The sequence below is a fragment of the Streptomyces sp. NPDC054961 genome, from assembly GCF_053609145.1.
Genome location: NZ_JBSGWY010000008.1, coordinates 1 through 13,573, shown reverse-complemented (window position 1 = coordinate 13,573; position 13,573 = coordinate 1). Strand labels below are relative to the sequence as shown.

Here is a 13,573-nt window from a genome sequence, read left to right as displayed (position 1 = left end):
GCCCCCCACCCCGCCTGTACGCCCCCCCGCGCCGGGCGCCCGGGGCCACCCACCCCCCCGCGCGGCCGGGGGGGGGCGGCGGGCGCCCCCCCCCCCCCCCCCCGGGGCCGGCGCGGCGCCGCGAGGTCAGTCGCGGTCGGCCGCGTCACCCGTCGCGGGGCCGGTCCGTCGCAGGTCTCCCTCGGTGAGGGGCTCCAGCTCGCCGTGGGTGTCCATCCAGTAGAGGAAGAAGACCGCCGGGGCGACGAGGAGCAGGGCGACGAGGCTGACCACCGACAGCCAGACCAGCGTCTGGCTATCGCCTGCGGCATCCGCCACGGTCAGGGAGGTGGGGATGAGGTAGGGGCGCTGTGCGAGTCCCCAGGCGAAGACGGCCGCGCCGACGGTGCCGACGGCGCTGAAGCGGGCCCAGTGCGTCCGTCCCCGCAGCACGAGAAGTCCCGTGGCGGCGAAGGACGCCACGGACACGATCGCGAGGACGAGCCCCGCACCGTGGGTCAGTCCGTGCCAGACGTGGGGGGCGTCGCCGCGGGTGACGAGGAGCACGCCCACGGCGGTCAGGGCGACCGCGACCAGACTGGCGAGGGCGCGGAGCCGGAAGTAGCCGACGAGGTCCGGTGCGTCGAAGCGGGCGGCGTCGGCGGTCAGGAACACGGCGCCGAGGAGTGCGGTCCCGGCGACCGTGACGAGCCCGAACAGGAGGCACGCGGGGTTGGCCCACGCGTCCGCCGAGGCTTCGGTGCCCGGTGCGATCCGGCCGGTGGCGACGGCGCCGACGGCCGCCCCGAGGAAGAACGGGGTGAGCAGCGAGGCGATGGCGAACACGGCGCCGTAGAGGCGCCGTCGGGCCAGCCGGCGGCTGGGTTTGCGCAGGGCGAATCCGGCGCCGCGCAGGACCATGCCGAGGGCGGCCAGCGCCAGGGGGAGCCACATGGCGGTGAACACCGTCTGGAACAGCACGGGGAACCCGGTCCACATGAGGACGAGGACGAAGATCAGCCAGACGTTGTTGACCTCCCACACGGGCGCCATGGCGTGGTCGATGAGCCATCTGGGGCGCTTGCCGCGCTCGGCTCCGCCGGCCGTCAGGTCCCAGAAGCCCGCCCCGTAGTCGGTCCCGCCCGCGCAGGCGTACGCGGTCACGGCGAGCAGCATCACGAAAGCGACGAGGTCGGCCATCAGCGCTCACCGGCCCCGGGCCCGGTGGAGCCGCCGTCCGCGCGCGACGGGGCGTCGCCGGCCGGCACGGGTGGGCGCGGGCCGTAGGGGGTGACCCCCTCCGGGTCCTCCGCCGGCCGCCCGTCCGCCTGCTCGTCGGCCAGGCGCCAGCGGTCGCGCATCTTCAGCAGGACGACGAGGAACGCCCCGAAGATGCACAGGTAGATCACGATCACCAGGCCGAACATGATCCACAGGCTGGTGGAGCGGGTCGAGGTCACGGCCTCCGCGACGCGCATGTTCTGGTAGACGATCCAGGGCTGGCGCCCCACCTCGGCCGTGATCCAGCCGCATTCGACGGCGATCACGGAGCCGACGCCGGCGCAGGCGGCGCTGCGGTAGAACCACGGGGAGCGGGGCAGCCGGCGATGGCGCAGCCAGATCAGGCCGTAGACGAGGGCGAGGAGCAGGAGCACGCTGCCGAGCCCGACCATGATGTCGAAGGCCCAGTGGGCGATCGTGGCCTGCGTGGCGTTCGGCCGGTCAGCGGCCGGTACGGAGGTCAGCCCGGTCACCTTCGTGTCCGGGCTGAACCCGGCCAGGATGGAGTCGAGCTGGGGGATCTTGATGCCGCCGGAGACGGTGCCGTCCGGATGGAGCCGGCCGAAGAGGTACTCCGCGACGTGGGTGTCGGTATCCCAGACGATCTCCATCGCGGCGAACTTCACGGGCTGCTTCTGGAACACCTGCCGGGCGATCGAGTCCCCCAGCACGAACTGCACCGGAGTGGCCACCGCGGCGAGGGTGAAGGGGACCGCGAAGCCGAGCCGGTGGTAGTGGTCCCGGCGGCCGCGCAGCCATCCGACGGCGTAGACGCCCGCCACGACGTAGCCCGCCGTCACGAGCATCGCGACCACGAAGTGCCAGTACTGGGGCCCGAACATCGGGGTGAAGATGGCCTTCCAGACGTTGACGTCGACCGGGTTGCCCTGGGAGTCGAGCGAGAACCCCTGGGGGGTGTTCATCCACGCGTTGGCGGCCAGGATGCCGAAGGCGCCGAGGAGCGAGGTCGCCGGCAGCGGGAGTCCGAGCAGGAAGTGGGTGCGCGGCTTCAGCCTGCGCCAGCCGTACAGGTAGATGGCGATGAGCACCGCTTCGAGGAAGAACGCCCAGGCCTCGACGCCGAAGCCGACGCCGAAGACATCGCCCCACCGGCCCATCAGCCCGGGCCAGAGCAGGCCGAACTCGAACGACAGTACGGTGCCGGTGACGACGCCGATCGCGAACTGCACGGCCATCACGGCCGACCAGCGCCGGGCCAGCAGCAGGGCCGTGGCGTCGTTCTTGCGCAGGCCGCGGTAGTGCATGACGAGGGTGATGAGCGGGAGCGCCACTCCCATCGGCACGAGGATGATGTGGGTGGCGAGGGTGAACGCCATGAGCTCCCGGGCCGGGAGCAGTTGAGCGGGGGCGTCGGCCGCCAGCAGATGGACCGTGGTGTGCATGCGTTCCTTTGCCGCTCGGGGAGGACGGGCCGGAGGAGGATCAGCCGCCGGTGGCGAAGCCGGGGAAGAGGGTCATCCCGCCGTCCACGTAGAGCGTCGTGCCCACCACGTAGTCCATGAGGTCGGAGGCGAGGGCCACCGCCGCGTGGGCGATGTCCTCCGGGTCGCCGATGCGGTCGTACGGGATCAGCCGCAGCAGGTCCCTGCGGGCCTCGGGCGTCTCCCACGCGTCCCGGTTGATCGGGGTCTTGATGGCTCCGGGAGCGATCGCGTTCACGCGGATCTTCTTGGGCCCGAGCTCCTGGGCCAGGGTCGCCATCAGCATCTGCACGCCCCCCTTGGAGGAGGCGTAGTTCGCGTGCCCCGCCCAGGGAATGATCTGGTGCACGGAGCTCATGCAGATGATCTTCCCGGCCGCGCGGGACACCTCCGGGACCACGCCGCGCCGCAGGAACTCCTTCGTCGCTTCCCGCGCGCAGAGGAACTGACCCGTGAGGTTGACGTCCAGCACCTTCTGCCACTGGGCGAGCGTCATGTCCTCGAACCGGGCGTCGCGCTGCAGGCCGGCGTTGGCGACCAGGATGTCGATCGTGCCGAACTCCTGGACCATCCGGTCCGTCATGGCCACGACCTGGTCCTCCTGGGACACGTCCGCCTCGTACGCGGCGGCGCGCACGCCGAACGACCTGATCTCGGCCACCACTTCTTCGGCTTCTTCCGCGCCGGCGACGTAGTTCACGACCACATCGGCGCCGGCCCGGCCCAGGCCGATGGCCGTGGCCTTTCCGATCCCGCTGTTGGCGCCGGTGACCAGCGCCTTCTGACCCTTGAGCAGGTGAGTGGGGATCACTCCCCGCGCTGCGTCTTCGGTGGAACTCACGATCGGCCGCCTCCTCGAATGCCCGGTCCGGCCCGCCGGACCGCGGCCCGGCGGGGTCCGAACCCACCCAAGCACCCCCCTCGGAGATCGGGGTGGCGGGCGAGGCGGCCTTGGGCCACACGGCCGAGCATCAACGCCCGGTCGGAGGACGCCGCGGGTCAGCCCAGCCGTTCCGCCAGGTGGTCGCCCACCCGCAGGGCGTTCGCGATCGCCGTGAGGGACGGATTGACCGCGCCGATGCTCGGGAAGAAGCTCGTGTCGACCACGTACAGGTTGTCGAGGTCGTGGGCCTTGCAGTTCACGTCCAGGGCGGAGGTGTCCGGGTCCTCGCCGAACCGCACGGTCCCGGCCTGGTGCGCCGTGGCGCCGATCGGCATGCCCTTGTGGAGGTAGATGCTGCGCGTCAGGAGGTGGTGCTCGTGCATCCCCAGATGGCTGAGCATGCCCTGGAGCTTGTGCCGCAGGCGCTTCAGGCCTTCGATGTTGTTCTTCTCGTCGAGCACGAGACGGATGGTGCCGTCGCCGTCGACGGTGACCCGGTTGTCGGGGAGGGGAAGGTCCTCGCCGCACAGCCAGAAGTCGACCGCGTGGTGGGCCATGACCTCGAAGGGCATGTCGGGAGCCACGGCACCCGCCCAGCGGGGCGCCTCACCGTGGATCTGGTCGGCGTCCGACTTGCCGAGCATCTGGATGCCGCCCAGCGGGTAGTCCCAGTCGTCGGCCCCGAGGTACCAGTCGTGCAGGGCCAGGGTCTTCTGGAACTTCGTGTCGTTGGGCTCCTTCGAAAGGGCCATGAGGGCCAGGTTGTTGTGGCGCATGTAGTGCCGGCCGACCACGTCGGAGCTGTTCGCCAGGCCGCGGGGGTGGCGGTCGTTGGCCGAGGCCAGCAGGAGCGCCGCCGAGTTCACCGCCCCGCAGGCGACGACCACGATGTCCGCGGTGTAGGAGGTCTCCACCCCGTCCTCGCTCCGGGTCAGGACACTGCTGACACGGCGTCCGGCCGGATCGGTCTCCAGCCGGACCACGCGCGCATGGGTGATCATCTCGACGTTCGGGTGCCGCAGGGCCGGCTCCACGCAGATCACCTGGGCGTCCGACTTGGCGCGCAGCAGGCAGGGGAAGCCGTCCACGCGGTCACAGCGGATGCAGACGCTGGAGCTGGTCGCCCGCCCGTTCTCGTCCTGTCGCAGGTCGACGCCTATGGGCAGGTGGAAGGGGTGCAGGCCCCGCTTCTCCAGGTCGTCGCTCAACCGCTGGATCCGCGGCTCGTGCGCGACCGGCGGATAGGCGTACTGGGCGCTGTACGGGCCTTCCCACGGGTCCTCGCCGTGGCGGCCGTGGACCAGGTAGAGGTGCTCGGCCTCGGTGTAGTACGGCTCCAGGTCCTCGTACCGGATCGGCCAGGCCGGCGACAGCCCGTCGTGGTGACGGAGCTCCCCGAAGTCCTCGGGCCGCAGCCGGAAGAGGGCGGCGCCGTAGAACTTGGTGTTCCCCCCGACGTAGTAGTTGACCTCGGGCGGGAACTCGTTGCCGTGCTTGTCCAGCCAGAACTCCGGGGCGCGGTACTTGCCCTTGACGAACACGGCGGTGGAGTCCCAGTTGTCCCGCTCGCGGGGGAGGTAGCCACCGCGTTCGAGGATGAGCACCCGTTTGCCGGTCGGGGCGAGCCGGTGGGCGAGCGTACCGCCGCCGGCGCCCGAACCGATGATGACGACGTCGTAGTGCGGGGAGTCGCCCACGGCGACCACCGTCCTTGCGCTCATGGGTCCCGACCTGTCACGGGGCCTCTCGCTGCGCGCTGCCGGGGCACGGCAGCCACCCCATCTCTTCGAACGTAGCCCTCGTCCCGGGGTACGGCGACCGGAGGCGGCGCCCCCGCCCGGCCGTCACAGGACGGCGATCGGGTTCACGGGCGAGCCGGTGGCCGAGGGCAGTCTGAGCGGGGCCACCACGCTCAGGAAGGACCAACGGCCCTGCTGGGCGCACGCCCGGGTCAGCTCCTCGAACTGCAGGTAGTCCATCAGATGCAGCCCCATGGCGTGCACGGCCAGCACGTGCACGGGGAAGCCGACCCCGGCCACCGCGCTGGGGGCGGTGTCGTTGTTGCCGTCCGAGCCCAGGACGGCGACCTGCCGCTCGGCCAGGAACCGTACCGCCGTGGGATGAAGGCCGGCCCGGGCCCGCGCGGCGTTCCACGCCCCGCGCTCCTCGCGCCGCGGGCGATGCCCGACCCGTACGAACAGCAGGTCCCCCGGCCGCACCCGGACGCCCTGGGCCTCCTCCGCCGCGGTCAGGTCGGCCGCGGTGACGTGCTCCCCGGGCTCCAGCCAGGGCACGCCCCGCAGCCGCGGCACGTCCAGGAGCACGCCACGGCCGACGATGCCGTCCCGGACGACCTCGACGGAGAGCGCCCGGGCGCCCCGGGACGTCACGCTGCTCGCGGGCACGCCGTTGTAGAGCTCCCCGTCGAAGAGCACGTGGCAGAGCGCGTCGAGATGGCTGTCCGCGTCCCCGTGCACGTTCATCGCGAACCGGTCACGGGCGAAGTGCAGCCCCGTGTCCCCGGTCTCGCCGGTGGCGGTCTCACCGGCGGCGGGGGCGATCATCCGGTGCTGTGCGGGGTCGGGGTTGTCCGGGCCGGGCAGGGTCTCGATGGGCGCGGCCAGGGACACCGTCCGTCCGGAGCGGACCTCGGCGGCTGCGGCCACCACGCGTTCGGGCGTCAGGTGGCCGAGCGTGCCGCGCCGGTCGTCCGGGGCGCGCGGGCTCGCGCCGCGCAGCTCCTCGTACAGCGCGCGGAAGGCGTCACCGGTCAGGGGCCCCGGTGTCGTCGACGGCCCGGTGCCCGGGGTCACCAGGACCCCCACGGGGCCAGGGCCCATCGCAGGACGTGGCTGGCTCCCGGCTCCAGGACGGTGAGCGCCGTGCCGCTGCGGAAGGCGTCGGCCGGGCACGACATCGGCTCGATGGCGACGCCGCGCCGACGCCGACCGGGCTCGGCCAGCGTGTCCCCGGTGTAGACCTGCACGTACCGGACGCCCTCCATGAGCCGCACGTCGACTCCGTGGCTCCCCGACGGGTGCGCCAGGCGGACCGCACAGTGACCGGCGGGGTCCCGGTCGAGGCCCGTGTAGGCGGTGTCCAGTCGTACCTCGCCGATGGGCCGGGGGGCGCGGAAGTCGTACGCCGTGCCCTCGACCGGCTCCTCACCGGTGGGCAGGCCGTGTGCGTCGCCCTCGAGCCGGTGGCGGGCCGGCACGGTCAGCAGCGCGGAGTCCACCAGGCCGGTGCCCACGGTCAGGTAGGGGTGCTGGCCCACGCCGTAGGGCGCGGCCCCGTCCCCCACGTTGGTGGCCGTGACGGTGGTCTCGAGGCCCTCCCGGCCGAGCCGGTACGCGGCGGCGACCTCCAGGTGGAACGGGTATCCCGGCTGGGGGAAGAGGACGGTGCCCACCGTGACGGCGTCCTCGCCGCGGTCGAGCAGCTGCCACGGCACCCACCGCAGGAGCCCGTGGATCGCGTTGCCGTTCTCCGGTTCGCTCAGTGGGAGTTGCTGGTCCTCGCCCGCGAAGCGGTAGCGCCCGCCGCCCACCCGGTTCGGCCAGGGCACGAGGAGCTGCCCCCGCCCGCCGGTGACCCGTTCGCCGGCGGCGAATCCGTCGAGCAGCGGCCGCCCGCCCACCTCGTAGTGGCGCAGGGCTCCGCCCAGTTCGACCACCACCGCCTCCTGGCTGCCGTGGCTCAGCCGCCACTGTTCTCCTGATGCTGTGGGGGGCATGTGCGGCTCCTCGGTCGGTACGGTGCGGAGCTGGGCGACGACGGCGGCGACCACGGCCTGCGGGGGCCGGTCGATGTCCACCACGCAGGCGTGCTCGTCGGGCTCCGGTTCCTGCAGGTCGGCGAACTGGCTGTCCAGCAGCCGCGCGGGGAAGAAGTGGCCGGGCCGGGACAGCAGCCGGGACCGGACGACTTCCGGTGAGCCGTGCAGATGGACGAGACGGACACCGGGCCGTCCCCCGGCCAGTTGGTCCCGGTAGGCGCGCTTGAGCGCGGAGCACGCGACGACGGCGGGCTCCCCCGCTGCGATCCGCCCGTCGATCCACGCCGCGACGGCCGCCAGCCACGGGCGCCTGTCCTCGTCGGTCAGGGCCTCGCCGGCCGCCATCCTGGCCCGGTCCGCCGGAGTGTGGAACGCGTCGGCGTCCTGGTACGCCCAGCCGAACCGGTCGGCCAGCAGCCGCGCCACGGTGGACTTCCCCGACCCCGCCACGCCCGTCACGAGCACCACGGTCGCGGGCACCTTCGGCGGTCCCCGCAGGGAGTCCCTCAGGTGGTGACGCGCCATCCGGCCTCCTTCGTGCGCTGCCGCCGGCCGGTCCCGTATCCGGCCGGGTCCTTCCACTGTCGGTACGGGCCGTGCGCGGCGCACCTCGGCGACCGTGCGGGAGGGCTGCGCGGCGGCCTCAGCCGGAGCCGGGCGCGCCGGCGGGGGGAGGTCCGGCCGGTGCGTGCGCGGGCTGGCCCACGGGGGCCACGGCGGGTCCGGGCGGCAGCAACTGGGTCGTCACGAAGGCCACGACGGCGGAGATGATCACCACGGGGGTCATGGCGACGCTGCCGAGCACCAGGACGACGAGCACGATGCTGCTGACCGGCAGCCGCAGGGCGCTGGTCGTCGAGGCCGCCATGCCCGCGGCCATGCCCGGTACGATCCCGAGGCCCGGCAGGGGCGCGAGCAGCACACCCACCGCACAGCCCAGGAACAGCGACGGGAACACGGGGCCGCCTCGGAGGCTGCCCAGGCAGAGGGTGTAGGCGACGGCCGTGCAGAGCACCACGGCGATCAGGGCCCCGACCCCCCAGGCATGCGGATCGGCGGCCATCGCGCCCAGCGCCGCCTGGCCGGAAGAGGCCACGTCCGCGGGCGAACGGCCCGTGGTGAGCGCGTACACGGCGCCGCAGACGCCGGCTCCCAGGGCGCACAGGGCCGTACGGGCGACGGGACCCTTCGCGACGAACCGCGCGGTCAGCCGCCCTCCTCGCATGATCAGGTGCAGGAGGGCGCCGATGGCCACGGCCATCGGGACCGCCCAGAGCACGTCCCCGGCATCGAGGTGCGGAGCGGGCACGCCCACCTTCACGGAGAGGCTCGGCGCATCGAGACCGGTCCAGCGGCCGAAGCCGGTGAACACGAGCGAGCCCACCCCGCTCGACAGCAGCGCGGGCAGCATGACCGCGAACAGCTGCGGTCCGCCCACCCCGGCCACCTCGATGAGCAGGACCCCGGCCACCAGCGGGCTTCCGAAGATCACCGCGATCGCCGCCGCCGCTCCCGCCGCGCCGAGGAGCGCCGTGCTCTTGGCCGTCGCGGGTGCCCGCGCCAGATCCCTGAACAGCACCGCCAGACCGCCGCCGAGGGCGATCAACGGGGCTTCCGGGCCGAGCGTGGCACCGAGGGGAAGGCTGATCAGGGCGGCGAGGATCACGCCGGGCAGTGCCCTCGCCGAGCTGCCGCCCGTGTGCAGTCCCCCGGCGGGGATGTGGCCGCCGGCGCCGGGCAGATGGGTGACCACGAGCCCCACGGCCACACCGGCCACGAGCAGCAGCGGCAGCGGCCACCACCACGGCGGGGCGTCCCAGCCCAGAGACTCCGGCAGACCGGACCACATCAGCTTCTCGAGCTCGTGGAGGGCGACCAGGAACCAGAACGCCACCAGCGAGACCGGAACACCGATGAGGGCGCAGAACACCAGCGCCTTGAGGTATCCGGGACTGCGCAGCAGTGTGCGGAGCTGGTCCGCCTCTTCGGGCTGTGTCCCCTCGGCAGGCCCCGCGGGGCGCGGATCCGACACCGTCATGGGATGTGTCCCGTCTCGGTTCATCATGTCCGTTCCGGGCGAGGCGTCCGGTCCTCCGGTCCGTGCGTCGCGCGCCGGCCAGAGGACCTCGGGCTGATCGTCCTGACGGTCATGCCGCCGTGAGGCACGGCGTCAGAGCCATTGCAGCATCCGGCCGGAGGCTTCGCATGTCCGGCCCGGCCCGGATGCCGGGGCCGGCGGCGCGCCGAAGGACCGCCGCACCGCCGGGGGGCCGGAGGCCGGGGCCTGCGGCTCCGTCGGGGCGGGCGATCAGGCCGTCGCCACCTCCTGCGCCGGCAGCCGGCCGTCACGGACCGCGTCGAGCAGGGCCTGGTGGTCGCGTTCGTTCTGGTCGGCGTAGGCCTCGGAGAACGTGACGAGCGCCCGCTCGAAGGCCTCGCCGCTGCCCAGGTACGAGGCGATCGCGATCCGGTCGCCCGAACGCGCGTGCGCGCGGGCGAGGGTGATGCCGCACACGTCGCCGAAGGTCGCCAGCTGTCGGGGCGACATCGTCTCCGGCATGGCGATGCCCTTCCAGTCGCGTAGCTGGCGGATGTAGAAGTCACGCCGCCTGCCGTCGATCCCGTCCACCCGCTGCCAGCCGAGGAAGATGTCGCTCGCGGCCTGCATCAACCGCTGTCCGGCGACCACGCGCTCGCCCTGGTTGCGGTACATGCTCGCGCCGACGTGCTGGGCGAGTACCGAGGTGTCGGCTTCCTTGGCCTGGAGGAAGAGCGGGTCCCGGCCGTCGCGGCCGAGGAGCAGGAAGATCCAGCAGCGGGTACCGACGCTGCCGACGCCGACCACCTTGCGCGCCACGTCCGCGAGTTGGTAGTCCTCCAGGAGTACCCGCCGGTCGCTGCTCAGCGTCTGGCCGTAGTGTTCGAGCAGGCCGCGGCACTGGCGCAGGAAACCAGTGCGCTCGACGTCCGGAAGCAGGTCGGCGACCGGCATCAGCAGCGGGGGGTCCGGCGCGATCCGCGGCCGGCCGTCCACCACCACCGTGAGCTTGTCGAAGATCTGCAGACTGTCGCGCGAGCGGGCCCTGGCCAGCGCACTGGACAGCTTCTTCTGCCCGGCCTTGCGGAGCTGCTCCGCGGCCAGGGCCTCCAGGCGGTCCGCGTCGATCTTCGCGTACCAGACCTCCAGGTCGCCCATGCCGGCGAAGCCGGTCATCGCCTCGCGGTAGGCGCGGACGGCGGTGTGCACGATCCGTGCGCGCTCCTGGTCGTCGAAGCCGTTCGCACGGGCGGCGATCACCAGACTCGTGGACAGCCGTTTGACGTCCCATTCCCAGGGGCCGGGCAGCGTCTCGTCGAAGTCGTTGATGTCGAACATCAGCCGCCGCTCGGGTGAGGCCAGCAGCCGGAAGTTCAGCAGGTGCGCGTCCCCGCACAGCTGGGTCCTGATCCCCGAGTCGGGACTGCCGGCCAGGTCGGACGCCATGATCGCGGCGGCTCCCCGGTAGAACCGGAAGGGGGACTCGGACATCCTGCTGTAGCGGATCGGGACCAGTTCGGGCACCCGCGCCGCGGACTGCGCCTCCAGGATCGCCAGGGGGTCCGGGCGGTCCGCGGGCGGTTCGTACACGGCGTGCGAGGACCGTGGCGTGCGGCGCCGGGCCTCCTTGCCGTGGGCCTCCCGTTCCTCCGGTGTGCTGTGGGGCACCGCGCGCATGGCGGTGGTCGCGTTCTGGGACATCGATGCACTCCTGCCTCGGCCCTGCGGTCCGCCGCGTCAGCCCTGGGCGTCGATCTCGGCCTCGGCGACGGCGATGGCGATGCCCAGGGCCGTGGCGATGTTGCCGGCTGCCGTCATGACGCGTGCGGTGCCCACGATGGGGGCGATGGCGACCAGCACGTCCTGCAACTGCTCGGCGGTCAGGCCGGCCTTGAGGGCGGGATCGATGTGGACGGCGTACGAGATCGGCGGGGCGTCCGAGGCGGCGAGCGCCGCGATGCGGGTGAGCAGCAGCATGTCGGGGGCCAGCCCGCACCGTTCGAGCGAATCGCCCGTCATGGCGACGAGGGTGTCCAGGACAGGGGTATCGGATGCAGTGGACATGTCGCACGTCCTCCGGGGTGTCGCCCCGCCCGAGCTCGGGGAGTGGAACGATGAAGAGGCGGTGCCCTTGACGCGTCGACCGGCACGCCTCCCCCTCAACTCTAGAACCACACCGGGTGCCCCGCACGAGGTGCGGGACGCACGGGGCCCGGGATGCCCGGCCCGCCGCGCGGCGTCACAATGAGCCTCACCCGCTGTTTCCGCTGTTTCCGCTGTTCCCGCTGTTCGCGGCGGATTGGAGGCACCCCGTGAAGGACCTCACGTTCGAGCAGAAGAGTTCGCTGTCACGTCTTGAGGCCGCTGACCGGCTCTCCGCACTCGCGGAGGCGCTGAGGCACGGCGGCAACGCCGAACTGGATCTCGGCCCGGGAACGCTGACCCTGCGGATCCCCGACGAACTCCGCACGGAGATCGAGGTCGAGGTCGGCGACGGGGAGATCGAGCTGGAGATCGAATTCAAGTGGCGCACGGCGCGGAACGGGGCCGCGTCGTCGCGGACGGCGGCCGGCACCGGGTAGGGACCGTGCGGCGGGCGAGCGCGCCGGGGACGCCGGCACGGCCCGCGAGCTCGTTCAGCGGCAGCTGGACGCGGGGTCGTCGTGGGTGAGCGCGCAGACCATCTGCTCACCGCGCCGGTGGTCGGGGTAGGTCTCGACGAGCTCTGCCGTGAAGTTCTTCCACTGGCGGGCGATGTCCTGTGAGGCGAGCTCGGAAGCCCGCTGGAAGTTGCCGTCGGCCGAACGCCTGGAGGCCTCGGTGTCCTTGTTGAGGGTGCCGTTGTGCTGGATGCGTCCGGAACAGCCGACGGGCTTGGAACCGGTCGAATCGAAGTCGGGGTAGCAGCCGGTGGCCAGGTCCTCGGGGATCAGACGGGCGGCTTCCCGGGTCCAGTCGGCGTCGTTCATGGAGCTGTAGCGACGGATGTCGAGGAACGGCGCGACGGTGGTCCGGTTCAGGCCGGGCGGATGGGTGACGCCGACCGGGACCGAGCCGTCGGCCTTGTCGGACCAGTTGCCGTGGGAGTAGAAGTCCTCGATCGCGTGCCAGCCGCGGCCGAGCTGTTCCAGCACGTCGCACTTGGCGCGGTCCGGCCTCTCGTTCCACGCGCACGGAGGGTCCAGCGCGCTCTGGCCCGGGATGATCCTGCCCCGGGCGTCGACCAGCCGGTCGGCATCACGGACGGCGGCCCGCAGGCGGGCGACGGAGCCGCGGATGCAGGCGAGCAGTTCGGTGGTCGCCTCGTCGCGGGTGCGCGGGTACCCGGACCCGTACCGCGGGGCGAGGTAGTCGGCGTTGTCGCAGTGCAGGATGCCGAGGCCGAAGTAGTCGCCCTGGTCGTCGGCCACGATCGCCCCCTCGCGGGAATCGGCCATCGCCGACAGCGACCTGGGCTCCCAGCTCAGGGCGGCGCGCGTGATCTTCTCGTGGTTGCCACCGCTGAACGCCCGCGCCGGACCGGGCACCAGCACGACCAGGCAGGCCCCGCAGGCGAGCGCCGCGGCGGGCAGCCGGCGCGCGGCGGACGAGAAGGCGTGCGGCATGAGACCTCCCGAGGACACGGGGCCGCGACGAACGGTCCCTCCCCACCATCGCAGCCGGGAAATTCCCGCGCGAGCCGGATCACCGGGCCTCCATGACGGTGGTGACGGGCCGGGTGACGGGCCGGGGTGAGAGGCCGGGGCGGAGGGCCCCGGCCCGTCGGCTCGTCCGGCGGCCGGGGCCTCGCCGTCACCCGCATGGCGATGAACGACGAGTGAGGTGAGAATGAGCATGCGGCGTTGCCCGCCGCGCGAGGGAGCCGGGGGCTCCACGCGAAGTCGACAGGCCGGCCGGGGCGCAGCAGCCGGGCGACGGGCGAACTCACTGAAGATTCCGGGAGCCGGAAGCCGGGGCCACCGGGATCCCACTGGCCCGTACGCACGCTGGAAACACAGGTGATGGCTCATGTGCCGATGGCTCGCCTATTCGGGAACCCCGATGCTGCTCGACACCATCCTGTACAAACCCGCCCACTCGCTGATCGACCAGAGCCTGCACTCCAAGCTGGGTGTGGAGACGACGAACGGCGACGGGTTCGGGATCGGCTGGTACTCGGAGCACGACGACAC

11 protein-coding genes and 1 pseudogene are annotated in these 13,573 nt (G+C 72.6%); 2 read left to right on the top strand and 10 right to left on the bottom strand.

Translation table 11 applies throughout. From position 1 onward, the window contains the following. Window positions 1-126: 126 nt before the first annotated feature. From ACWF9Z_RS10420 to ACWF9Z_RS10380, 9 genes are all read right to left on the bottom strand, one after another. The gene (locus ACWF9Z_RS10420) at window positions 127-1,179 is read right to left on the bottom strand and encodes a cytochrome d ubiquinol oxidase subunit II (protein WP_453599892.1); all 1,053 of its coding nucleotides are present in this window, start codon (window positions 1,177-1,179) and stop codon (window positions 127-129) included. Next, on the bottom strand, window positions 1,179-2,663 hold the full coding sequence (locus ACWF9Z_RS10415) for a cytochrome ubiquinol oxidase subunit I (protein WP_453599889.1): 1,485 nt from the start codon (window positions 2,661-2,663) through the stop codon (window positions 1,179-1,181). Before ACWF9Z_RS10415 ends, ACWF9Z_RS10420 begins: the two co-directional genes overlap by 1 nt. A gap of 40 nt (window positions 2,664-2,703) precedes the next feature. Then, on the bottom strand, window positions 2,704-3,498 hold the full coding sequence (locus tag ACWF9Z_RS10410; RefSeq protein WP_453600297.1) for an SDR family oxidoreductase: 795 nt from the start codon (window positions 3,496-3,498) through the stop codon (window positions 2,704-2,706). A gap of 203 nt (window positions 3,499-3,701) precedes the next feature. Beyond that, window positions 3,702-5,306 (bottom strand): GMC family oxidoreductase, encoded by a 1,605-nt coding sequence (locus tag ACWF9Z_RS10405; RefSeq protein ID WP_453599886.1) that lies wholly within the window; start codon window positions 5,304-5,306, stop codon window positions 3,702-3,704. Window positions 5,307-5,429: 123 nt separating this feature from the next. After that, the gene (locus ACWF9Z_RS10400; RefSeq protein WP_453599883.1) at window positions 5,430-6,398 is read right to left on the bottom strand and encodes a cyclase family protein; all 969 of its coding nucleotides are present in this window, start codon (window positions 6,396-6,398) and stop codon (window positions 5,430-5,432) included. Next, window positions 6,395-7,888: a gluconokinase, GntK/IdnK-type gene (locus ACWF9Z_RS10395; RefSeq protein ID WP_453599880.1), complete on the bottom strand. Its 1,494-nt coding sequence runs from the start codon at window positions 7,886-7,888 to the stop codon at window positions 6,395-6,397. The genes ACWF9Z_RS10400 and ACWF9Z_RS10395 overlap by 4 nt, the downstream gene beginning before the upstream one ends. 118 nt (window positions 7,889-8,006) lie before the next feature. Continuing rightward, on the bottom strand, window positions 8,007-9,401 hold the full coding sequence (locus ACWF9Z_RS10390; protein WP_453599877.1) for a chloride channel protein: 1,395 nt from the start codon (window positions 9,399-9,401) through the stop codon (window positions 8,007-8,009). A 270-nt stretch (window positions 9,402-9,671) separates the two neighbouring features. Continuing rightward, complete coding sequence (locus ACWF9Z_RS10385; protein WP_453599874.1) at window positions 9,672-11,102, bottom strand: DUF2252 domain-containing protein; 1,431 nt, start codon at window positions 11,100-11,102, stop codon at window positions 9,672-9,674. Between the two features lie 36 nt (window positions 11,103-11,138). After that, the gene (locus tag ACWF9Z_RS10380) at window positions 11,139-11,465 is read right to left on the bottom strand and encodes a carboxymuconolactone decarboxylase family protein (RefSeq protein ID WP_453599871.1); all 327 of its coding nucleotides are present in this window, start codon (window positions 11,463-11,465) and stop codon (window positions 11,139-11,141) included. Between the two features lie 248 nt (window positions 11,466-11,713). On the opposite strand from ACWF9Z_RS10380, the gene ACWF9Z_RS10375 reads away from it, so the two are divergent. Then, the gene (locus ACWF9Z_RS10375) at window positions 11,714-11,983 is read left to right on the top strand and encodes an amphi-Trp domain-containing protein (RefSeq protein WP_453599868.1); all 270 of its coding nucleotides are present in this window, start codon (window positions 11,714-11,716) and stop codon (window positions 11,981-11,983) included. A gap of 54 nt (window positions 11,984-12,037) precedes the next feature. Here the strand turns inward: ACWF9Z_RS10375 and ACWF9Z_RS10370 are convergent, their stop codons facing one another. Continuing rightward, window positions 12,038-13,006 carry a hypothetical protein gene (locus ACWF9Z_RS10370; RefSeq protein WP_453599865.1) on the bottom strand — a complete coding sequence of 323 codons (969 nt, stop codon included), beginning with the start codon at window positions 13,004-13,006 and terminating at the stop codon, window positions 12,038-12,040. Window positions 13,007-13,409: 403 nt separating this feature from the next. Here ACWF9Z_RS10370 and ACWF9Z_RS10365 point away from each other — a divergent pair. Continuing rightward, window positions 13,410-13,573, top strand: a pseudogene (locus ACWF9Z_RS10365) (class II glutamine amidotransferase); the annotation flags it as partial.